The organism is Dactylosporangium sp. NPDC000555 (assembly GCF_040300025.1).
In the GTDB taxonomy this organism is placed as follows: Bacteria; Actinomycetota; Actinomycetes; order Mycobacteriales; family Micromonosporaceae; genus Dactylosporangium.
The window spans coordinates 1-21,237 of the sequence record NZ_JBEPDB010000066.1; the positions used below are offsets into that span (position 1 = coordinate 1).

Sequence of the window (21,237 nt, forward strand, 5' to 3'; positions counted from 1 at the left end):
GTCGATCGAACGCAACCACCGGATAGTCCCCGCATCGCCGTGATGCCCCATCACGACCAACGAACCAACCATGCTCGCCGTGGCCTCGACCAGTTCTTTGTCGAGGCGGTCACCGATCGAGCCGGTATACGTGGCGCGCGGCCTCGGAAGCTGATCGATCCGCGCCGGTGCGGGATGACGCGGCCGCCACGCATCGGCGATCACCCCGTTCGGCACAACCCCGGCCCGAGGAGAAATCCGCGCGGCAAGCTCCGCCGACACCGCGAAAATCGTCGCCCCACGTTCCTCGATCCGCCGGTAGGCCTCCTTGAACAGATCCCACCACGGACGCACACCCTCACCGGTCGCCCAGTCATCCTGCCCGAGGTACACAATTTTTCTGATCCACGGCGCGTCAGAGAATGCGGCGGCGAACGGGTGATAGGTGACCAGCGTCGCCGACTCCGGCCGCGGCTGTTCCTCACCACGCGTGCGGGCAAGTGCCCGGCCGAGCAGCACACCATATCGCTGGTAGGCCTGTTCGACAGTGCGCAAGTCCGTCGATTCGACCTTGCGCACCCGGTGCGGGCGGGCTCGTGTGGCGGCCCGGTTGCCGACTGTGAGGTTCTCGACCAGCCTCACCGGGCGGCGGCGCGCGGCGGACACGACATATGGACGAAACGGGTCCGCGACCACAAGATGACCGACCCGCTCGTCCGCGGCGAGCGCGAGGAGCGTCTGATCGGACGGCCAACAAAATTCACGCTTGACGGAGTCGTCAAACATTTCATAAGAAAATGTGAAGACAATATCAGCCCGGGTCGTCAATAGTCTCTCCCGCACTATGAGGGCCGAAAGTCATGTGTGCCGCAACTTGGCACCGTGCACGCTACCACAGCGGCCCGTGGCCGAGCGCAGTCGCCAGATCGGGTTCATTTGCATCCGTAAGCGGCTCAACTCAGCGCAGGTCGCGTAGAGTATGCACGTCCGCCGTCACAAGTCGTCGCATGCCTGACTACCACACGCCGTCGGCACCGCGGGCACAATCCCGTCGCCTTTCCGACGGACATATGACGTTTGTGCCGAAATCTGGCGGCTTCATCAAACACCGTATTTTCGCGTAACGGTCTCAGGACGGTAAGAGAACGGTTGTGGTCCACGCCGCCGACCCTGCGCGCCGCCTACCCGTCTCGCCGGGCGCGGCGTTCGGCCACGGCGTCGGCCGATACCCTCGGCGACAGCCCGCCCCGTCCGAAATGCCCCCGTTCCCGGCCGCATTGTCGGGCCGCCGACCCGTCGTGATGAACCCGCCGACGGTCTGGGATGCTGACGACCACGTGGCGAGAAGGGATGTCGGGATGGACGGGATGGACGGCGCAAATCACCCTCAACGAGCCGGCGCCGGGCCGCTCGTCACCGTCTGAACCCGCCGAACTGTTCGCGTGAGTAACGGCGGCGAGGCCGAACCATCGCCCCGGGCCTCGCCACTCGCCTGGAGCCGCGTGCTCCGCATCGCGGCCGTCAGGGCCGGCTGCCAGGTCCAGCAGGCAGGCCACAAGGGGTTGGCCGTGTCACCAATGGTAGGGAGACCAGTGGGACTCGAGGAAAAGACGGCCGTCGACGATTCTCGCCAGGCCGATGCGCCGCGCATCGCGATGTCGTCCAGCGTGCGCTGGAGCGGAATCTCGGTGGCCGGCCGGCAAGCGTGCCAGGTCCTGTTCACAGTTGTCCTGGCTCGCATGATCGGGCCAGAGAACTTCGGCATCGTGGCACAGGCTGTCGTCTACATCGGAGTCGTCGGCCTGCTTCTGGACCAGGGCTTTTCCAGTGCCCTCATTCAGCGCCCACAGATCGAACGGGACATGCCGGGAGCGGTGGTCACGGTCAACCTGGGCGTCGGACTGCTCCTCACCGTCGTGACCTTCGCGATCGCGCCGGCGTGGGCGGCCTTCATGTCGACGCCGCAGCTGACGCTCGTCCTGGTCGTGCTCGCGCCCACCCTGTTCATCCGGGCCCTGGCGGTCACACCACGGGCGATGCTCCTGCGTGATATGGAATTCCGCAAGATCGGAATAGCGGACATATCAAGCGCGGCGATTGGGGGTCTGCTCGGCGTTATCTGTGCGGCACTCGGGGCGAGCTACTGGGCGCTCGTCGTGCAGATCGTCTCCACGGATCTGGTGCTCGCCATCATCATGTTGCTGGTCGGCGCGGGCCGGTGGCCGAACCTGCACATGCACCGGCTGCGCGAGATCGCCGGATTCTCGTGGCGGGCCTTCGCCGCCGGTATCTTGATCAACTCGGTGTCCCGAAACGTCGACAACGTCTTGGTCGGCAAAGTTCAGGGACCGGAGCAGCTGGCGTTCTACGGCTTGGCATACCGACTGCTGCTGTTACCGGTCCAGTTGGCCAGCACGACGATCGGAGCGGTGCTGTTTCCGGCATTCTCCCGACTTGCCAACAATCTCCCCGCCCTGCGCGCCGAGACCGACCGCGCCACCCGCGCACTCGCCACGCTCATCCTGCCGGCAATGGCGCTGGTAGCCGCGGCTGCACCCCAGATCGTGGTGCTCGTCTTCGGCGACCAGTGGAAGCCCGCCGTCCCGATCGTCCAGGTCCTGGCGATGGCCGGGGCATTTCAGGCCGTGTATTCGGCATCGACGGTGTCGCTGGTCCTGGGGCTGGGGCACGCGGCGCTCAACCTTCGGCTGGCGTGGCTGACGACCCTGGTCTCCACCGCGGCCATCGTGGCCGGCCTGCCGTTCGGCGCGATCGGAGTCGCGATCGGCTACACCGTGGCCACGTTCCTGCTCGTCCCGGTCGAGTGGCTCATCCGGCGGCGGCTGATCAACATGAGCATGGGGAGCCAGGTGGCGTCGCTGGCGCCCGGAGTCCACGTGTCGATCTGGATGGCCGCGGCCTACCTGGCCGTCGCTTACGGCTTCGCCGGCCATGGCCTGCTCGCGCTGGCGCTCGGCGTGCCGGCCGCCGCCGCGGTCGGACTGGTGGTCCTGCGGCTCGTCCACCGGGCTCTGCTGGCCGAACTGATCCACATGGGCGGTCGCCTCGTGGGACGTGTTCGGACGGGCACGGCCGGCGTGTAGTGACACGGCGGCGCTCGCCCCGACGCCGGAGGCCGCCGCGCCGAGCGCGGCGGCCTCGTTGTCACGGTGTGTGGTCAGCCGCGACCGGCGCCCTCTTCGACCTTCTCGAGCCACGCCTCGCGCCAGTACGGCGTGATGGCCCGCGGGCAGTTCGCGTTGAAGGCCCCCTCGCAGATGAGGTTCTCCAGCACGAGGCACGAGCTCTTCATGTAGATCATCCGGCCGGTGTTCTCATCGATGATGTGGTCGATCCGCCGGGCGATGCGCGCCGTCCGGCCGCAGTGCCTGGCCATCTCGGCGTCGAAGCCCATCCCTCGGTTGAGCAGCTTCTCGTTCAGCGTGGGCTCGATCTCCTTGCGGCTCAGCACCCGCACCAGATCGCCCGGCTGCAGGCCCTTGTTCACCTCCGGGGTCTTGCCGACCGCTCGGCCCTTCAGGAAGCCCCAGTGCCGGCCGCCGCGCAGGCGGGCCCACCTCGGCAACACCTTGACGCTGAGCCCCTGGAACCGGTTGTAGAAGCCCGCGCCGACCGCCCGCATCGTCCACGCCACGCCGGCGTTGCCGGTGCGCACGTCGGTGACGAACTGGCCCAGCCGCAGCAGCGGGAGCACCTCGGGCGCGGAGCGCAGCAGCTCGGTGGCCTGGCACCGGAACCGCTCGGCACCGTCCTCGAACTTCGGGCCGCGCGCGTTGAGCGTGATGAGTGGCAGCAGGCGTGCGTCCTCGGGCGCCTCGGGTCCCGTGGTCCGCGCCGGCGGCTCGCCATCGGCCACCTTGCGTAGCCACGCCGTCTTCCAGAAGGTCATGCATGCGGCCTCGCACCCGCCGTGCCCGCCGCCGTCGCAGCGCACTCCCTGCAGGTGCACCGCGTTGTCTATCCTGCGCATTCCCGTGCTGGTCAGGGTATCGCAGGTTTTGTGTGCCGACTTGTACACCCGTAGCCGCTGCCCGCAGTACTGCAGCATTTCTGGCATGAATTGCAGTGACTCGTATTCACCGTGCTCATCAAGGGTGGCGAGAATCTCCTCCTGGCTGAGCACTTCGACCAGGTCGCCGGCCCGCAGGTGCACCGGTACCCGCGGGACCGAAATTTGCGTTTGCAAGTCTGACCGCCTCCGTCAGTGGCTTCGCGGCGCGCCGCGAGTTCGACCTATGGAACTCGTCTCACATCACCCGGCATCGATGCCCGATGGACCCACGGCCCACGCGCGCTACCCAACGACCGCCAGGTATAACGAAAGTTGCACTCACGACGTCGGAACGTCGCGGCAAAGCACGCCGCCGGCCCCAGCGCCGCACCGGACGGAAACTGCGATTCACCGAAAAGCGACATTCCACACCGGCAAGTTACCGATCAAGGCAGTTTCCAACACAGGACGGGCGTACTCTACGCATGGCGCGTAACGCCCCTTGAGAATATGACAAGTTTGCGACGGATTTCCAGTCCAACATGCCGTCGGTTAGGTTAGGTAAGGTTCCCATGTTCGGCCAACCAGCTTGTGAGGGTCTGGTGACCGCGCAAAATCGTCCATTTCGTTTCACGACGTCCATGCCACGCCTGCAACAGCCACTCTCCGCGTGGCGAGACCGTGTCCGGAAAATCGAGGATCTCGGATTTCACACCGTGGCGATCGCCGACCATGTCGGCGATGGCTGGTCCATGGATCCCGTGACCATGATGACGATCGCCGCCGAGGCGACGACGACGCTGCGGGTCTCCACCAGTGTGCTGTGCAACGACTTCTATCACCCGTTCTTCCTGCACCGCTCGATCAGCAACCTGGACGTGATCTCGCAGGGGCGGGTCACCATCGGTCTGGGCGCCGGGTGGCGGCCGCTGGACTACTCCGTTTCCGGAGTCCGCTTCGACCCTGCACCGGTGCGGGTGGCTCGGCTCGCCGAGTCGGTCGCGGTCCTGAAGGGTCTCTTCGCCGGCGAGCGGTTCACCTTCGAGGGGGAGCACTTCAGCATCGAGGAGGCGCTGGGAGCGCCCCGGCCGGTCCAGCTGCCACACCCGCCGATCATGATCGGCGGCGGCGGGCGCCGAATGCTCCAGTTGGCGGGACGGGCGGCCGACATCGTCGGCATCAACCCGCCGCGGCTGAGCGACCGCATGACCCCGGAGGGGATGGCCCGCGAGATCAGCGCCGAGGGGCTGCGCGACAAGGCGGACGTCGCACTCGCGGCCGCGTCCGCCGCCGGGCGTGACCCGAATTCCTTGCTGCTGCAGGCGAACCTGCTCGACCTACGGGTGCGCGACGAGGGGGGCGGCGGCGAAAGCCGCTCCACCTCAAATCTCGTCGACTGGCTACCCGACGGCGCACTGGACAAGTCTCCGCTGGTCATCGACGGTGACGTGGAGCGCTGCATCGATGCGCTGCTGGAGCTGCGCGAGACGGTCGGGATCACGGAAGTCCATCTCGGCCGGGATCCCGACGGCGTCGCGGAGATCGTGAAACGGCTGAGCTGATCGCGGCGGTCGTCCACCCGGGTAGACGCGACTCCCGCTCAGTAGGCGCCGGTGCCGCGGACCACGGCGGTCACCGTGCGCGCCAGGATGCGCAGGTCGAGCAGCGGGGACCAGTTGTCGACGTAGTTGAGATCGAGCCGCACCGACTCCTGCCAGGACAGCTCCGAGCGACCGCTGACCTGCCACAGACCGGTCATCCCGGGCTTGACCAGCAGGCGGCGCCGGACGTCCTCGTCGTAGCCGGCAACCTCGGACATCAGCGGCGGGCGAGGGCCCACCATCGACATCGTGCCGTTGATGACGTTGAGCAGCTGCGGCAGCTCGTCGAGCGAGGTGCGCCGCAGGATCGCGCCCACCTTCGTCACGCGCGGGTCGCGCTTCATCTTGAACAGCAGGCCCTCGGCGTGCTGGTTGAGGTGCGCGATCTCGTCCCGCTTCTTGTCCGCGTCCTTGACCATGGTGCGGAACTTGAAGCAGATGAACTCCTTGCCGTTGATGCCGGCGCGGGGCTGGCGGAACAGTGCGGGGCCCGGCGAGGTCGCGCGGATGAGGATCGCGACGATGAGCATGAACGGCCCGGCCAGGATCAGCAGGATCGTGGCCAGGAGCCGGTCGAGCACGTTCTTCACCGCGCGCTGCGGGCCGGTGAGGACCGGGGCGCGCACGTGCAGCAGCGGCCCGCCGCCGCTGGGCAGCACCGCGACCCGTTCGGGCGCGACCTCGGGCAGCGCCGGCGCGACGAGCAGCTCGATGTCGTTGTCGGACAGCTCCCAGGCCAGGCGGCGCATCCGGTACGGGTCCAGCTCCAGCGGCAGCGCCACGAGCACCGCGGTGCAGCCGGCGCCGAGGGCGGTGCCGGCGACGTCCTTCAGGTCGCCGTAGACCGGGATGGAGTGCGCGGTGATCTTGCGCGCCTCGTCGAGGTCGGTGATGCAGGCGCCGGCCACCCGCAACCCGTAGGACCGGTCACGGCGAAGCGAGGTCAGCAGCCCGACGACCGAGTCGGCGGGACCGATGACGAGGGTGCGCTGGCGGACGTACTCACGCTGCACGGTGCGCAGGATCTGCAGCGTCGCGTAGCGCCCGGCGGTGGTCAGCGTCGCGGCCACCGGAACGGCCAGGATCACCGGCCGCAGCAGGTACAGCATGTCGAACAGCACGCATACCGGCGCCAGGATGGCGACGGCGACGACGGCGGCACGGATGGTCCGGTAGAGCATGCCGGTGCGGTTCTCCAGGAACCAGCGGTCGTACATCCTGCTGCCCGCGAGCAGCAGCAACCAGAACAGCCCGAAGCCGGTGACGGAGTACGCGGGCGGCACGCCCTCCCCCGGCGCGACGAACGCTCCGCCCATCAGGTCGGCAGCCATGAACAGCACGACGGTCGTGATGGCAATCGTCACCGCCAGCACGTCGCCGAGGAAGGCGACGAGCAGGTTGCGCCCGGTCGACCTGAGCCGGCGCCGCTGGACACCCGGAAACGCCGCCATCACCGCGGTCTCGACCGTGGCCGAATCCGCCAAAACCATCCCAACCCCCTTACGTGCTGCTCAAATCCACTTATCGAAGGTGAAATGTGGTGGCGTCCGCCGCCGCGACTGCCGGTACACGGTCGAACCCCGGCCGTAAGGTACCGAGGAAGCCGCATAGCCGGTACCGTCGTGCCGCATTCCCGACGTGGCTGAAGGTGCTATTGACACCACGCGTGCTGCACCTTTGCCCGAACCGTCGTCCAATAAGGGAAAAAAGGACAAGACGCCACGCCTGAAACCCAATCGCCGTTCGCCCTCCACGGCAAACTCCCGGGTTACTCACGCTGCGTCGCCTTAATACAGTTCTATGCTGGGCTTAAAGATCGCAAAGTGACGAGCGGCGATGGCTCGGGACCCGTCCGGCCAGGCGAAACGCTTGATCACCAGGGGCATAACCATGATCACCGTCCGTTCAACGACCGTCACGCACCGCATCGACTAAAACCGAGCGCCACCATCAAGCCGCCGCCACCGACAGCATTTGGCCTACGCACCGCCGCTTGTTTACCAAGTCACTCGCCGAAACGACCAGGAGCACAATGGATCAAGGGATATTTGAATGCAATGGGCACAAATTGCTGGCCGGGCTTTCCTGCGCCGCCGATGGGAGGATAGCAGCGTCCGGCCAGGTGGCGGCAGGCGGATCCGGGATGAGTTCCTGTCCAGATTCTACGTTTTCGCAGCCAGCAGGGCCCGTTGACCGGATCGCGGCCCTCCTGAAGGCGGACTTCTTGCGGTACTTTCGGCTCATTCACCCTCGCCACCGGTACCATCCGGGGAGCTTCAGCCCGCACTGAGCAGTCGTGGGAGCAGCTCGTGAGCAGTAGTAGTAGGACAGCACCCGTCGTCAGCATCGTCTCCGTCGCGCAGAACGCCCGGGAAGGCCTGCTCAAGGGCCTGGCCGCGCTGCAGGCGGGCACCGAGGTGCCGACCGAGATCATCGTCGTGGACAACGGGTCGAACGACAACACCGCGGCGGCGGTGCGGCACTCGTTCCGCGAGGTCGCGCTGGTGCGCCGGGACACGCCCGTGCCGCCGCTCGTGGCGGCCAACCTGGGCGCCGAGAAGGCCCGGGCGCCGTGGCTGCTGTTCCTCGACCCGGGACTGGAGCCGGTCGGCGACGCGATCCGCACGCTGGTGGAGTACGCGGGCGGGAACCCGTCGTACCGCCTCTACGCCGGCCGGACGCTGCGCGGCGACGCGGACGACGGGCGCACGGTGGAGGGCGCGCCGTCGCTGTGGGGCACGGCCTGCCTGGCGGCCGGGTTGCCGTTCGATCCCGAACGACTGCCGCGGCTCGACCGCGCGATCGGCGGCGAGGTCCCGGCGCTCACGCCGCGGATGCTGCTCGTCGAGCGGGGGCTCTGGGGCGCGCTGGGCGGCTTCGACGAGCGCCTGCCGGCCGCCGATCTTTCGCTGCGCGCCCGGGTCCACGGTGCGCGCCCCGTGCTCGTCCCGGACGCGCGGATGGTGTCCCTGACCCCGCCGGCGCCCGCCCGGCCGGTCACGGTCGGCGGGCTGGCCTCGCGAATGGCGTTCGCACACCGTCATTGGACGCCGGGGCGGACCCGGGCCGCGGGCTGGCTGCTGAGCGCCGCCGCGCTGGTCCGCTCGGTGGCCGAGGAACCGTGGCGCACGGCCTGGCGGGAACGGCCCGGGTGGCTGTCCGCGGTGGACGCCTCGGTTTCCGCCCCCGCCCCGCCCCCACGCTCCTCCCAGGAAACGCCGCAATCGCTGGCTTGACGCCGGTGCGCGGCGTATCGAGGGCTCAGCCGTAAGGCGTGCCGCGGCCGCGCTGGATGTTGGGGGCGCGGCGGTCTCGAGCGCGCCAGCAGCCGGCGTGCCAGTGGCGGCGGTCGGTCAGGTCGCCGCGCTCGTCGGCCGGCCAGGCCACGAGGTGCGGGACGCCCGGCGGGATCTCCTGGTCGCAGCCGGGGCAGCGGTACGCCTTCGTCGCGGCCCCGGCGGGAATGTTGCGCACCTGCCACTCGCCGTCGCTCCACGCCTGCACGGCGCCGACACCCCGCTTGATCCGGTCGAGATCGAGCGGCGGCGGAGCGTCGTCGCGCTTGGGGTGGTTGCGCCGAGGTGACACAGTCCCAAGACTAACGAACCGCCTCAGCGCTTCGAGTAGTCGCGGAAGCCGCGGCCCGCCTTGCGGCCGAGGTAGCCGGCCGTCACCAGGTGCTCCAGGAGGGGTGCGGGGGCGAAGCCGGGCTCGCGCAGCTCGAGGTACAGCTCCCGCTGGATCGCCAGCGCGACGTCCAGCCCGACGACGTCGAGCAGCTCGAACGGGCCCATCGGGTAGCCGCAGCCGAGCTTCATCGCGTAGTCGATGTCGTCGGCGGTGGAGTAGGAGGCCTCGACCATCTTGACGGCGTCGTTGAGGTACGGGAACAGCAGCGCGTTGACCACGAACCCGGACCGGTCGGCGCACACCACCGGGTGCTTGGCCAGGGTCTTGCACACCGCGGTCGCCGTGGCCACCGTCGCGTCGGACGTGCGGATCGTGCGCACGACCTCGACCAGCCCCATGACCGGTGCCGGGTTGAAGAAGTGCAGGCCCACGACGTCGGCGGGGCGCTCGGTCGCGACGGCGAGCTCGATGACCGGCAGGCTCGACGTCGTCGTGGCCAGCACCACGCCCGGCTTGCAGATCTCGTCGAGCGAGGCGAACAGCGCCTTCTTGACCGACAGCTCCTCGACGACCGCCTCGACGACGAGGTCGACGTCGGAGAGGTGCTCGATCGTCGCGGACCAGGTGACCCGGCCCAGTGCCGCGTCCCGGTCGGCCTCGGCCAGCTTGCCGCGCACGACGCCCTTGTTCAGCGAGGTCTTCAGCGCCTCGCAGGTGCGCCCGGACTGCTCGGCGCCGCGCGTCACGGACACCACCTCGAAGCCCGCCTTGGCGAAGACCTCGATGATGCCGGTGGCCATGGTCCCGGAGCCGACGACGCCCACCTTGGCGACGGTGCGCGGGGCGGTCGCCGGCTCGGCGTCGGCGCGCGGGGTGGCCTCGTCGGGGACCACGACCGGCGAGCCGGGCTTCTCATACGTGTAGAAGCCGCGCCCGGACTTCCGCCCGAGCAGGCCGGCCGTCACCATCTGCTTGATGAGCGGCACGGGCGCGTGGCGGCGGTCGCGCCCGCCCCGGCGGTACATGGTGTCGAGGACCTCGTAGGCGGTGTCGAGCCCGATGAGGTCCATGAGGGCGAGCGGCCCCATGGGCAGCCCGCATCCGAGCTTCATGGCGGCGTCGATGTCCTCGCGGCTGGCGTACTTCGACTCGACCATGGAGACGGCCTGGTTGAGGTAGCCGAACAACAGCGCGTTGGCGATGAACCCGGCCCGGTCGCCGATCGTGACGTCGACCTTGCCCAGCCGCGCGCACAGCGCCTCGATGTCGGCGACGACGTCGTCGGCCGTGACGACGGTACGCACCACCTCGACCAGCCTCATGATCGGCGCCGGGTTGAAGAAGTGCAGGCCGATGACCTGGTTGGGCCGGCCGGTCGCCACCGAGATCTCGGTGACCGACAGGCTCGAGGTGTTGGTGGCGAGGATGGTCTCGGGCTTGCACACCCGGTCGAGCTCGGCGAAGAGCCGCTGCTTGAGGCCGAGCTGCTCGGGCACGGCCTCGATGACGAGGTCCGCCGAGCGCAGGGCGTCCAGCCCCACGGCGAACGTCACCCGCCGCAGCAGCGCGTCGCGCTCGTCCTCGGAGAGCTTGCCCTTGCGCACGGCCCGCTCGACGGACCCGCGCAGCGTCTCTTCCCCGCGGTGCAGGGCAGCCTCGCCGATCTCGACGGCCAGGACGTCGATCCCGTTGCGAGCGAAGACCTCGACGATGCCGGCGCCCATCGTGCCGAGGCCAACCACGCCCACGGTTGCAAAATCGCGCCCCATCGAAATGATCCTCCCTAACGACCGATCAGGTTACCGGCGAGTCTGCCATGATCCGGTGGATCGATCCTCCTCCTGTGGGAAATCCCGCTGTCCAGGCCGGCCGCGCACACGCCCGCCGGCCGGACAGACCGGGACGGGCGTCAGGAGCCGACGATCTCGCGCAGGATCGCCGCGAAGTCCTTCGGGCGCTCGATGTGCGGGCTGTGTCCGACGCCCTCGTAGACGATCTCGCGGAACGAGCCGCCCTTCTCGGCGTACCGCTGCAGCACCGCCCTCGTCTGTCCGACCATCGGCTGCGGCGGGCACTCGTCCTCGCCGGGCCAGCCCGGAACCAGGCCGAGCTTGCCGAGCTGCGCCAGGTCGAAGAACGAGCCGTCGGAGACGATCGCGTCCCGGTCGCCACGGATCCACGTGACGGGCGGCTTGACCGGCACGTCCACGATGCCCGAGAGGTCCAGCCAGCGCGGGGACAAGGTGTTGAGCACGCCGCGGGTGCCGGGTGCGACGCCGGGCCAGTTGGCACTCTCGGTACTGTCGCCGGGGTATTGACCTTCCGCGACGGCCGTCGAGAGCATCGTGTCGAGCAGGAACTCCTCGTCCGCCCCGAAGTCGAAGCCCGGGGCGGCGTAGAACGCGCGCATGACGTTGCGCGGGCCGGCCTGCTCGTCCGCGCCGCGGTCCTTGGCGCCGAGCAGCCGCACGAAGTCGGGGTTCGCGGAGCCGCCGCCCGTCCCGGCGTAATCGGGCGAGGTCGGCGTGCCGTCCAGGTCACGGGTGCCGCCGAAGCCGTACGGCGAGACCGGCGCCTCCAGCACCAGCGCCCCGATGCGCTCGGGGTGGTCCAGCAGCAGCTGCATGGCGACGCCGCCGCCCAGCGAGTGGCCGGCCACGGTGACCTTGGTGACCTCGCCCGACCTGTCCGACAGATCGCGCAGCAGCGGCGCGATGTCGTCGGCGAAGTCGCGCAGGCCACGCGTGGCGTCGACGCCGAGGGCGGGGCTGTCACCGTATCCACGCAGGTCCGGCGCCACGATCCGCCAGTGCGTCGGCAGGTGGCGCACCAGGGGCTCCCAGAAGCCCGACGAAGAGCAGTTGCCGTGAATGAGCAATACGGGCGGGCCCGACTCGGGCCCGTGGGTAGTGACGTGCATCACCGCATGGTCGCATCGGGCGTGGGCCGGTCACATGTGGCCGGCCCACACAGCTCTAGCGCAGGACGGCCTCGTCGCGACCATATCGGGTCAGTGCCCAGATGACCGCCACGTCGGCCGCGATGATCAGCATCGACCACAGTGGGTAGTACGGCAGGAACAGGAAGTTGGCCACCGCGCTGAGTGAGGCCAGCACGATGCCGAGCACCCTGCCCCACAGCTGCCCGGCGAGCACGGCACCGCCGCCGAGCGCCACCAGCACGCCCAGCGCGAGGTGGATCCAGCCCCAGGCGACGACGTTGAACCCGAACAGATAGTTCTCGGTCAGCATGTAGAAGGTGTGCTGGAAGATCGCCGTCAGCCCGACCACGATCTGGAAGATGCCGATGACGATCATCATGCTGCCGCCAAAGACGGCAAAGCCGGTGACCCAGCGGGACTGCCGCTGCAACGTCTCCATGCACCCACGGTCGACGCCACCGGGGTGAACCCCCCTCACCCGCGCATCAGGACTTCGCGAAGATACTTGACGCTTCAAGTTCATCGTCCGTACAGTCTCCTCGCGAAGTTGAAGCTTAAAGTATGAGGGAGTACGAATCCATGAACATCTTCCTATGGGTCCTGCAGATCGCGCTCGGCGCGGCGTTCATCATGGCCGGCCTCGTGAAGTCCACGCAGCCCAAGGAGAAGCTCGCGGGCAACATGACCTGGGTGAACCGCCGCACGCCGGGGACCGTGAAGTTCGTCGGCGTGACGGAGCTCCTCGGCGGCCTCGGCCTGATCCTGCCCTGGGCCACCGGCATCGCCACGATCCTGACCCCGCTGGCGGCCGTCGGCCTGGCGATCATCATGGTGCTCGCGATCGGCGACCACGTGCGCGCCAAGGAGTACGGCGTCATCGGCATCAACGTGATCCTCGGCGCCCTCGCCGTGGTGATCGCGATCGGCCGGTTCTGACGCCTATCGGACGGGCGATTGGCCCAGTGGCGCAAGATCCAGGCACCATAGGACGCATGACCGACGGGGCACGACGGCTTGACGACACCGAGCACCGCGCTTGGATGTCGCTGCTGGCCATCGTGCTCGTCGGGTTTCCGGAGCTGGAGCGCACGTTCCGCCCGCACGGCCTGGTGCACGTCGAATACGGGTTGCTCGCGGCGCTGGGCAACGCTGGCGACGGGATGCGCATGTCCGACCTCGCCGGGCAGATGAACATGTCGCCGAGCCGGCTGAGCCACCGCATGCGCAAGCTCGTCGAGCTCGGATACGTCGAGATCTCCGGCGACGCCTGCGACGGCCGGGTCAGCATCGCGCGCGTCACCGACTCCGGCCGGGAGTTCGTCGAGCGGGTCGCCCCGGCCCACCTCGCCGACGTGCGCCGGCTCATCTTCGATCATCTCGACCCGGAGCAGACCGCGTCGCTGGCCGACACACTGGGCGCCGTGGCGGCGAAGCTCGGCGAGTCGTGCCCGGGTTCGGCGGGCACGCCCAAAGATCACCGCCGTCCAGCCCACGGGACATATGCACGCGACATATAAATGACCGTCGGACAGGAATAGAGTGACCGCATGCGAGCCGTCGTGATCACTGGAGTGTCCCGCGGCCTGGGGGCCGCTCTCTTCGATGTGTCGAGCGCGCGCGGCGATCGCGTCCTGGCGGTCGGCCGCCACTTCACCCTGGAACAGCGGCAGCTGCGCGACGAGCGCCCGGCCGACGTCACGCTGTTCTCCACCGACCTCGCCGACGCGCACTGGCTGCCCGACTACGACATCCTCCGCGACTTCCTGCGCGACGCCGACGAGGCCGTGCTCATCCACAACGCCGCCGTCGTCGAGCCGATCGGCGCGGTCGGCCGGCTCACCACCGAGGCCATCACGAACGCGATCGCGGTGAACCTCACCGCGCCGGCCGTGCTGACGAACACGTTCCTGCGCGCCGCGCCGATCGAGGCCCGGCTCCGCCTGCTGTTCATCTCCTCGGGCGCGGCGCGCCGCATCATCGACGGCTGGGCGCTGTACTGCACGACCAAGGCCGCCGGCGAGACGTTCTTCGACGCCGTCGCCTCGCAGGTCGGGGACAACGAGCGAATCACCGTCGCGAACATCGACCCAGGGCAGATGGACACCGGCATGCAGGAGAGCATCCGCCGGGCCGCGTCGTCGGGGGCCTACTTCCCCGGCCAGCAGCGCTGGGTCGACGCGCCCGCCGAGGGCAGGCTCGCCGACCCGCTCGCCGTGGCCGAACGCATCCTGAAGGAACACGCCTCGTAGGGGCGCCGCTGTCTTCGGATGTGCCGCCGGCCTCGTCGTCGCGGGCCTTTCCGAGCCTTCCGGGCTTTTCGAGCCTGCTGGCTTTCCGGGCCTGCTGGCTTTCCGGGCCCGCTGAGCCGGCGGCGACGTCTCAGGCCTCGAGGACCTCGCGCAGGCGGGCCGCGAACGGGGCCGCGTCGCCGAAGCCGCCGTGACCGCCGGGGAAGACCTCGAGTTTCTCGACATCGGGCGGCGAGCCGATCAGGGCCTACTCGCGAGTAATCTTCGGGTCTAGACTCGCGCCATGACCGCCACGCGAACGCCCGGTGTCCCCGCCATCGACGAGGGCTCGCTGATCTCGACCAACCCCGCCACGGGCGAGGAGGTCGGCCGCTTCCCGGTAGCCTCGCCCGATCACGTCAGCGCCGCGGTGGCCCGTGCGCGTGACGCGGCCGCGTGGTGGGCCGGGCTCGGCTTCGCCGGGCGCAAGCGCCGGCTGCTGGCGTTCCGCAGCGTGCTCGCCAACCGCCTGGACGAGCTCGCCGGCCTCATGCACCGCGAGGGCGGCAAGCCGCGCGCGGACGCGCTGGTCGAGGCGATCGCGGCCATCGACCACATCGCCTGGGCCGCGCAGCACGCGCGCAAGGTGCTCGGCCGGCGCCGGGTGGGCAGCTCGATCCTGCTCAAGGAGCACGCGTCGTACCTGGAGTACCTGCCGTTCGGCGTGATCGGCGTGATCGGCCCGTGGAACTACCCGATCCTGACGCCGATGGGCTCGATCGCCTACGCCCTGGCCGCCGGCAACGCGGTGGTGTTCAAGCCGAGCGAGTACACCCCGGCGGTCGGCCAGTGGTTCGTGGACCGCTTCGCCGAGGTCGTGCCCGAGCAGCCGGTCCTGCAGATCGTGCACGGCCTGGGTGACGTCGGCGCCGCCCTCTGCCGCGGCGGGGTGGACAAGATCGCGTTCACCGGCTCGACCGCGACCGGCAAGAAGGTCATGGCGGCCGCCGCCGAGACGCTGACCCCCGTGCTGCTCGAGTGCGGCGGCAAGGACGCGATGATCGTCGCCGCCGACGCCGACCTCGACGCCGCGGCCGCCGCCTGCGTCTGGGGCGGCCTGACCAACGCAGGCCAGACGTGCGTGGGCATCGAGCGCGTGTACGTCGCCGACGGGGTGTACGACGACTTCCTCAACCGCATCGTCGCGCGCGCCGCGAAGCTCACCGTCGGCGCCGAGCAGAGCGACGACATCGGCCCGATCACCATGCCCTCGCAGATCGACATCATCCGCCGGCACATCGAGGACGCCCTCACCCGTGGCGGCCGGGCCGTGCTGGGCGGCGCCGAGGCGGTCCAGCCGCCGTTCGTCAGCCCGACGATCCTGGTCGACGTGCCGCAGGACGCGGCCGCGGCGCAGGAGGAGACGTTCGGACCCACGCTGACCGTGACGAGGGTCCGCGACACCGCGGAGGCGGTACGGCTGGCCAACAACACAAGCTACGGCCTGGGCGGCGCCATCTTCTCCCGGTCGCAGGGCCTGGAGCTGGCCCGCCAGGTCCGCTCGGGCATGACGTCGGTCAACTCGACGCTGACCTTCGCCGGCATGCCGGCCCTGCCCTTCGGCGGCGTGGGAAACTCGGGCTTCGGCCGCATCCACGGCGAGGACGGCCTGCGCGAGTTCACCCGCCCGAAGGCCATCGTGAAGCGCCGCGGCCCGACGGTCCTGGCCGCGATGACCTTCGACCGCACCGAGAAGACCATGCAGCAGATCGTCCGCGTGGTGCGGCTCGTCCACGGCCGCGGCAAGTAGCCCTCAGAAGAGCGTCAGCTCGTCCTTCTTGACGCCGCGCAGGGCGTTGTAGTCCAGCACGACACAGCGGATGCCGCGGTCCTCGGCCAGCACCCGGGCCTGCGGCTTGATCTCCTGCGCGGCGAAGATCCCGCTGACCGGGGCGAGCAGCGGGTCGCGCCCGAGCAGCTCCAGGTATCGCGTCAGCTGCTCCACGCCGTCGATCTCGCCGCGGCGCTTGATCTCCACAGCGACCGTCGCGCCGGCGCCGTCACGGCACAGGAGGTCCACCGGGCCGATCGCCGTCATGTACTCGCGGCGGATCAGCGTGAAGCCGGCGCCCAGCGTCTCCGGGGCGGCGGCCAGCAGCTCCTGCAAGTGCGCCTCCACGCCGTCCTTGACCAGGCCCGGATCGATGCCGAGCTCGTGCGACGTGTCGTGCAGGATCTCCTCGATGGTGATCCGCAGCTCCTCGCCGGACTTGTTGACGACCCGCCACTGGCCCTCGGCCTCCTCGAGGCGGCACGGCGGGCTCATCCAGTTCAGCGGCTTGTACGCCCGGTCGTCGGCGTGGATCGAGATCGAGCCGTCGGCCTTGATGAGCAGCAGGCGGGTCGCGGGCGGGAGGTGGGCCGTGAGCCGGCCGATGTAGTCGACCGAGCACTTGGCGATGACGAGGCGCACGGCCGACAGCCTAACCTGTACGGCTGGCACCCCGATGTCATGCTATGGGGGTGTTGGAGTCATTGACCGGTCTGGGCCTCGCGACATCGGCCGGGCTCAACGCGTACATCCCGTTGCTGTCGATCGGTCTGCTCGCGCGGTACACGGACCTCATCACGCTGCCATCGAGCTGGGCCTGGATGGAGAACGGCTGGACCCTGGCGATCATCGCGGTCCTGCTGGCCATCGAGTTCGTCGCCGACAAGGTGCCGATGATCGACCACGTCAACGACTTCCTGCAGACCTTCGTCCGGCCGACCGCCGGCGGACTCGCGTTCGGGGCGGTGTCGGGCGCGCAGACGGTCACGGTCAGCGACCCCGGCTCGTTCTTCACCAGTCATCAGTGGGTGCCGATCGTCGCCGGCGGGGCGATATCGCTCGGCGTGCACGGCATGAAGGCCGTGTCCCGGCCGCTCATCAACGCGACGACCGTCGGCTTCGGCGCGCCGATCGTGAGCACGATCGAGGACTTCGCCAGCGTGGCGCTGTCGGTCGTGGCGATCGTGCTGCCGATCCTGGTCCTGCTGTTCCTGGTGCTGCTCTTCCTCGGCTTCGGCTGGCTGATGCGCCGCCGCAAGCGCCGCAAGCAGGAGCAGGCCGCGGCCAGATGGGCCGCGGCCCAGGGCTGGCGCCCGTCCTGAGCTACACCGCCAGGTGGTGCGCCTCGCGGACGACGGTCACCAGCTCGTCGACCACGTCGGTGATGGCGAAGTCCTTCGGCGTGAACACGCGCGCCACCCCGGACTCGCGCAGCACGGCGGCATCGTCGGGAGGGATGATCCCGCCGACGACCACCGGCAGGTCGCCCAGGCCCTGCGCGCGCAACCCCTGCAGCACCGACGCCACCGCGGCGAGATGCGAGCCCGAGAGCACCGAGAGGCCGACCAGGTCGACGTCCTCCTCCACCGCCGCCGCGACGATCTGCGCCGGGGTCAGTCGGATGCCCTGGTAGACGACCTCGAAGCCGGCGTCGCGGGCGCGCACGGCGATCTGCTCGGCGCCGTTGGAGTGCCCGTCCAGGCCGGGCTTGCCGACCAGCATCCGCAGCCGGCCGGTGCCCAGGTCGCCCGCGGTGCGGCGGACCCGCTCGCGCACCCGGTCGAGGCCGCCGGCCGGGGCCGAGACCGCCGCGGACAGCCCGGTCGGCGCGCGGTACTCCCCGAAGACCTCCCGCAGCACCCCCGCCCACTCGCCGGTGGTCACGCCCGCCGCCACGCAGCCGAGCGTGGCCTCCATGAGGTTGCCGTTGTCCCGTGCCGCCGCCCGCAGCGCGTCCAGCGCCCCGGTCGCGTCGCCGCGCCCGGCCCGCCAGCGCCGCACGCCGTCGGCCGCGGCGTGTTCGACGGCCGGGTCGATCTGCTCGATCGCCGCGGCTCCGGCGGCCAGCAGCGGCGACGGCTCGGTCTCGGTGAACCTGTTCACGCCGACCACCACGTCGTCGCCGGTCTCCATCCGGGCGCGGCGCTCGGCGAGGGAGGCGACGAGGGCGCTCTTGAGATACCCGGACTCGACGGCGGCGACGACCCCGCCCATCTCCAGCACCCGCTCGAGCTCGGCGGTGGCTCCGGCCACGATGCCGTCGACGAGGCCGGCCATGACCGTCGAGCCCTCGAACAGGTCGGGATACTCCAGCAGGTCCGACTCGAACGCGAGCACCTGCTGCATGCGCAGCGACCACTGCTGGTCCCACGGCCGCGGCAGGCCCAGCGCCTCGTTCCAGGCCGGCAGTTGCACCGCGCGGGCCCGTGCGTCCCGCGAGAGCGTCACGCCGAGCATCTCCAGCACGATGCGCTGGACGTTGTTCTCCGGCTGAGCCTCGGTGAGGCCGAGCGAGTTGACCTGCACGCCGTAGCGGAACCGGCGGGCGGTCCGGTCGGTGACGCCGTAGCGATCCGCGGTCAGCCGGTCCCACATCGTCGTGAACGCGCGCATCTTCGCCGTCTCCTCGACGAAGCGCACCGAGGCGTTGACGAAGAACGAGATCCGCCCGACGACGTCGCCGAAGCGCTCGGCCGGCACCTGGCCGGACTCGCGCACCGCGTCGAGCACGGCGATGGCGGTGGCGATCGCGAACGCGACCTCCTGCACCGGCGTGGCGCCGGCCTCCTGCAGGTGGTACGAGCAGATGTTGACCGGGTTCCACTTCGGACAGTTGGCGACCGTCCACGCGATGGTGTCCGTGGTCAGGCGCAGCGACGGGCCGGGCGGGAAGATGTGGGTGCCGCGGGACAGGTACTCCTTGACGATGTCGTTCTGCGTCGTCCCGGAAAGCCGCTCGAGCGCCACGCCCTGTTCCCGGGCGCACGTGACGTACAACGCCAGGAGCCACATCGCCGTGGCGTTGATGGTCATCGAGGTGTTGGCCCGGCCGAGATCGATGCCGTCGAACAGCGTGCGCATGTCCCCGAGGTGCGCGACCGGCACGCCGACCCGCCCCACCTCGCCGCGGGCGAGCTCGGCATCGGGGTCGTACCCGGTCTGGGTGGGCAGGTCGAACGCGACCGAAAGGCCGGTCTGGCCCTTGGCCAGGTTGCGGCGGAAGAGCGCGTTGGACGCGGCGGCCGAGGAATGGCCGGCGTAGGTGCGCATGACCCACGGGCGGTCGCGCTCGGGAAGCCTCTCTGACACCATACGAGCACCTTACTGAAGGGTAACTACCGTCCGTCGGTGAAAGTTGTCACCGCATATAGTGGTCGCCGTGACGGATGCGATCATGGTGCGCGGCCTGCACAAGAGCTACGGGAAGGCTGTCGCCGTCGACGGGGTGGACCTCGACGTTCGCGCCGGTGAGGTGTTCGCCCTCCTCGGCCCCAACGGCGCGGGCAAGACGACCACGGTGGAGATCCTGGAGGGCTTCCGCAAGCGCACCTCCGGCGACGTGCGGGTGCTCGGCGTCGACCCGCAGCAGGGCGACGAGGCCTGGCGGGCCCGGGTCGGCGTGGTGCTGCAGAGCACCGGCGAGTTCGACGATCTCACCGCGCGCGAGGTCGTGCACCACTTCGCGAACTACTACCCGGCCGCCGCCGACCCCGACGAGATCATCACGCGGGTCGGCCTGGCCGAGAAGCAGCACTCCCGCACCCGCACCCTCTCCGGCGGTCAGAAGCGCCGCCTCGACGTCGCGCTGGGCATCGTCGGCCGCCCCGAGCTGCTCTTCCTCGACGAGCCGACCACGGGCTTCGACCCGGAGGCGCGCCGCGAGTTCTGGAGCCTCATCCGCGACCTGGCCCGCGTGGGCACCACGATCCTGCTCACCACCCACTACCTGGACGAGGCCGAGGCGCTCGCCGACCGGGTCGGCGTGCTGGCCGGCGGCAAGCTGGTCGCCGTCGACACCCCCGACCGCCTCGGCGGCCGGGGCGACGGCGGCGTCACGGTCGGCTGGCTGGGCCCCGACGGCCCGGTCACCGAGCGGACCGAGGCCCCGACCGCGCTCGTCGCCCGTCTCGCCGAGACCTTCGGCGGCGAGGTGCCGGGCCTCACCATCACCCGCCCCAGCCTCGAGGATGTGTACCTGCGAATGATCGGCGCCGGCGAATGAACACGCTGCGACTCGGCCTCCTGCGGGGTGGCCTGGAGACCAAGCAGTTCCTGCGCAGCCGCGAGTCGGTGGTCTTCACGCTCGCCTTCCCGCTGATCCTGCTCGCCGTCTTCGGCGCGGTCTTCAGTGGCGAGATCGCCCCCGGCGTGACGCTCACGCAATACTTCGCCGCCGGCATGATCGCGGCCGGCCTGCTGTCCACCGGCTTCCAGAGCCTGGCGATCCAGATCCCGATCGAGCGCGAGAAGGGCATCCTCAAGCGCCTGCGGGGCACCCCGATGCCCCGCGCCGCGTATTTCATCGGCAAGGTCGTCATGGTCCTGGCCATCGGCCTGGTCGAGACGGTCCTGCTGATCTCGGTGGCCGCCCTGTTCTTCGGCGTGAAGCTGCCCGCCACCGCCGGCAGCTGGCTGACGTTCGGCTGGGTGGCGCTGCTCGGGATCACCGCCTGCACGCTGTGCGGGATCGCCTTCTCGTCGCTGGCCCGCTCCGGCCGCAGCGGCCCCGCGGTCGTCACCCCGGTCGCGATCGTGCTGCAGTTCATCTCGGGCGTGTTCTTCGAGTACGCGAGCCTGCCCGAATGGATGCGCGGGATCGCCTCGATCTTCCCGCTCAAGTGGATGACCCAGGGCATGCGCTCGGTGTTCCTGCCGGACTCCTTCGCCGCCAACGAGCCGTCGCACGCGTGGCAGCACGGCACGATCGCGCTGGTGCTGGGCGGCTGGATCGTGCTGGGCCTCGTGCTGTGCCTGCTGACCTTCCGCTGGACCGAGCGCGACTGACTCGTGTCGAA

Annotated in this window: 19 protein-coding genes; 10 read left to right on the plus strand and 9 right to left on the minus strand. The window is 69.7% G+C overall.

The features are described from left to right. A partial coding sequence (locus ABT297_RS30855; RefSeq protein WP_350555913.1) for a glycosyltransferase family protein occupies positions 1-807 on the minus strand: 807 nt, incomplete at its 3' end. A 764-nt stretch (positions 808-1,571) separates the two neighbouring features. Here ABT297_RS30855 and ABT297_RS30860 point away from each other — a divergent pair. Next, the gene (locus ABT297_RS30860; protein ID WP_350555914.1) at positions 1,572-3,083 is read left to right on the plus strand and encodes a lipopolysaccharide biosynthesis protein; all 1,512 of its coding nucleotides are present in this window, start codon (positions 1,572-1,574) and stop codon (positions 3,081-3,083) included. Positions 3,084-3,157: 74 nt separating this feature from the next. On the opposite strand, the gene ABT297_RS30865 is transcribed toward ABT297_RS30860, so the two are convergent. After that, a complete protein-coding gene (locus tag ABT297_RS30865; RefSeq protein ID WP_350555915.1) occupies positions 3,158-4,186 on the minus strand; it encodes a hypothetical protein in 1,029 nt (342 codons plus the stop codon). A gap of 377 nt (positions 4,187-4,563) precedes the next feature. Here ABT297_RS30865 and ABT297_RS30870 point away from each other — a divergent pair, with 377 nt between their 5' ends. Continuing rightward, a complete protein-coding gene (locus tag ABT297_RS30870) occupies positions 4,564-5,553 on the plus strand; it encodes a TIGR03621 family F420-dependent LLM class oxidoreductase (protein ID WP_350555916.1) in 990 nt (329 codons plus the stop codon). A 38-nt stretch (positions 5,554-5,591) separates the two neighbouring features. On the opposite strand, the gene ABT297_RS30875 is transcribed toward ABT297_RS30870, so the two are convergent. Continuing rightward, positions 5,592-7,082, minus strand: coding sequence for a sugar transferase (locus ABT297_RS30875; RefSeq protein ID WP_350555917.1), 1,491 nt, complete (start codon positions 7,080-7,082; stop codon positions 5,592-5,594). Positions 7,083-7,901: 819 nt separating this feature from the next. Between ABT297_RS30875 and ABT297_RS30880 the strand changes: the two genes are divergently transcribed. Beyond that, positions 7,902-8,828 (plus strand): glycosyltransferase family 2 protein, encoded by a 927-nt coding sequence (locus tag ABT297_RS30880; RefSeq protein ID WP_350555918.1) that lies wholly within the window; start codon positions 7,902-7,904, stop codon positions 8,826-8,828. 25 nt (positions 8,829-8,853) lie between these two features. On the opposite strand, the gene ABT297_RS30885 is transcribed toward ABT297_RS30880, so the two are convergent. The 4 genes from ABT297_RS30885 to ABT297_RS30900 all read right to left on the minus strand — a co-directional run bounded on the left by ABT297_RS30885 (position 8,854) and on the right by ABT297_RS30900 (position 12,602). Further along, positions 8,854-9,180, minus strand: coding sequence for an Rv1322 family protein (locus ABT297_RS30885; protein ID WP_350555919.1), 327 nt, complete (start codon positions 9,178-9,180; stop codon positions 8,854-8,856). A 23-nt stretch (positions 9,181-9,203) separates the two neighbouring features. Continuing rightward, positions 9,204-10,991: a 3-hydroxyacyl-CoA dehydrogenase family protein gene (locus ABT297_RS30890; RefSeq protein ID WP_350555920.1), complete on the minus strand. Its 1,788-nt coding sequence runs from the start codon at positions 10,989-10,991 to the stop codon at positions 9,204-9,206. A gap of 140 nt (positions 10,992-11,131) precedes the next feature. Next, positions 11,132-12,142 carry an alpha/beta fold hydrolase gene (locus ABT297_RS30895; protein WP_350555921.1) on the minus strand — a complete coding sequence of 337 codons (1,011 nt, stop codon included), beginning with the start codon at positions 12,140-12,142 and terminating at the stop codon, positions 11,132-11,134. Positions 12,143-12,197: 55 nt separating this feature from the next. Beyond that, entirely contained in the window at positions 12,198-12,602 is a 405-nt protein-coding gene (locus tag ABT297_RS30900) for a DUF7144 family membrane protein (protein WP_350555922.1), read from the minus strand. A gap of 140 nt (positions 12,603-12,742) precedes the next feature. Here ABT297_RS30900 and ABT297_RS30905 point away from each other — a divergent pair, with 140 nt between their 5' ends. The 4 genes from ABT297_RS30905 to ABT297_RS30920 all read left to right on the plus strand — a co-directional run bounded on the left by ABT297_RS30905 (position 12,743) and on the right by ABT297_RS30920 (position 16,201). Continuing rightward, positions 12,743-13,099, plus strand: a complete 357-nt coding sequence (locus ABT297_RS30905) for a DoxX family protein (protein ID WP_350555923.1) — start codon at positions 12,743-12,745, stop codon at positions 13,097-13,099. Positions 13,100-13,155: 56 nt separating this feature from the next. Continuing rightward, the gene (locus ABT297_RS30910) at positions 13,156-13,680 is read left to right on the plus strand and encodes a MarR family winged helix-turn-helix transcriptional regulator (RefSeq protein ID WP_350555924.1); all 525 of its coding nucleotides are present in this window, start codon (positions 13,156-13,158) and stop codon (positions 13,678-13,680) included. A 30-nt stretch (positions 13,681-13,710) separates the two neighbouring features. Next, the gene (locus ABT297_RS30915; RefSeq protein ID WP_350555925.1) at positions 13,711-14,412 is read left to right on the plus strand and encodes an SDR family NAD(P)-dependent oxidoreductase; all 702 of its coding nucleotides are present in this window, start codon (positions 13,711-13,713) and stop codon (positions 14,410-14,412) included. 283 nt (positions 14,413-14,695) lie between these two features. Then, complete coding sequence (locus ABT297_RS30920; RefSeq protein ID WP_350555926.1) at positions 14,696-16,201, plus strand: aldehyde dehydrogenase family protein; 1,506 nt, start codon at positions 14,696-14,698, stop codon at positions 16,199-16,201. A 3-nt stretch (positions 16,202-16,204) separates the two neighbouring features. On the opposite strand, the gene nucS is transcribed toward ABT297_RS30920, so the two are convergent. After that, the gene (nucS, locus tag ABT297_RS30925) at positions 16,205-16,864 is read right to left on the minus strand and encodes an endonuclease NucS (protein ID WP_350555927.1); all 660 of its coding nucleotides are present in this window, start codon (positions 16,862-16,864) and stop codon (positions 16,205-16,207) included. Between the two features lie 50 nt (positions 16,865-16,914). Here nucS and ABT297_RS30930 point away from each other — a divergent pair, with 50 nt between their 5' ends. Beyond that, on the plus strand, positions 16,915-17,544 hold the full coding sequence (locus ABT297_RS30930) for a DUF4126 domain-containing protein (protein WP_350555928.1): 630 nt from the start codon (positions 16,915-16,917) through the stop codon (positions 17,542-17,544). 1 nt (position 17,545) lies between these two features. Here ABT297_RS30930 and ABT297_RS30935 read toward each other — a convergent pair whose 3' ends face one another. After that, positions 17,546-19,534 carry an ethylmalonyl-CoA mutase gene (locus ABT297_RS30935; protein WP_350555929.1) on the minus strand — a complete coding sequence of 663 codons (1,989 nt, stop codon included), beginning with the start codon at positions 19,532-19,534 and terminating at the stop codon, positions 17,546-17,548. Positions 19,535-19,616: 82 nt separating this feature from the next. Here ABT297_RS30935 and ABT297_RS30940 point away from each other — a divergent pair, with 82 nt between their 5' ends. Next, positions 19,617-20,444, plus strand: a complete 828-nt coding sequence (locus tag ABT297_RS30940) for an ABC transporter ATP-binding protein (protein ID WP_350555963.1) — start codon at positions 19,617-19,619, stop codon at positions 20,442-20,444. Then, a complete protein-coding gene (locus tag ABT297_RS30945; protein ID WP_350555930.1) occupies positions 20,441-21,226 on the plus strand; it encodes an ABC transporter permease in 786 nt (261 codons plus the stop codon). Before ABT297_RS30940 ends, ABT297_RS30945 begins: the two co-directional genes overlap by 4 nt. The last annotated feature ends 11 nt before the right edge of the window (positions 21,227-21,237 follow it).

Excerpts from the sequence above, each read along its gene's own strand:
- ABT297_RS30915 (WP_350555925.1), top strand. The coding sequence starts at position 13,711 with ATGCGAGCCGTCGTGATCACTGGAGTGTCCCGCGGCCTGGGGGCCGCT.
- ABT297_RS30875 (WP_350555917.1), bottom strand. The coding sequence starts at position 7,082 with ATGGTTTTGGCGGATTCGGCCACGGTCGAGACCGCGGTGATGGCGGCG.
- ABT297_RS30870 (WP_350555916.1), top strand. The coding sequence starts at position 4,564 with ATGTTCGGCCAACCAGCTTGTGAGGGTCTGGTGACCGCGCAAAATCGT.
- ABT297_RS30910 (WP_350555924.1), top strand. The coding sequence starts at position 13,156 with ATGACCGACGGGGCACGACGGCTTGACGACACCGAGCACCGCGCTTGG.
- ABT297_RS30920 (WP_350555926.1), top strand. The coding sequence starts at position 14,696 with ATGACCGCCACGCGAACGCCCGGTGTCCCCGCCATCGACGAGGGCTCG.
- ABT297_RS30900 (WP_350555922.1), bottom strand. The coding sequence starts at position 12,602 with ATGGAGACGTTGCAGCGGCAGTCCCGCTGGGTCACCGGCTTTGCCGTC.
- ABT297_RS30945 (WP_350555930.1), top strand. The coding sequence starts at position 20,441 with ATGAACACGCTGCGACTCGGCCTCCTGCGGGGTGGCCTGGAGACCAAG.
- ABT297_RS30890 (WP_350555920.1), bottom strand. The coding sequence starts at position 10,991 with ATGGGGCGCGATTTTGCAACCGTGGGCGTGGTTGGCCTCGGCACGATG.
- ABT297_RS30895 (WP_350555921.1), bottom strand. The coding sequence starts at position 12,142 with ATGCACGTCACTACCCACGGGCCCGAGTCGGGCCCGCCCGTATTGCTC.
- ABT297_RS30940 (WP_350555963.1), top strand. The coding sequence starts at position 19,617 with ATGGTGCGCGGCCTGCACAAGAGCTACGGGAAGGCTGTCGCCGTCGAC.
- ABT297_RS30905 (WP_350555923.1), top strand. The coding sequence starts at position 12,743 with ATGAACATCTTCCTATGGGTCCTGCAGATCGCGCTCGGCGCGGCGTTC.
- ABT297_RS30935 (WP_350555929.1), bottom strand. The coding sequence starts at position 19,534 with ATGGTGTCAGAGAGGCTTCCCGAGCGCGACCGCCCGTGGGTCATGCGC.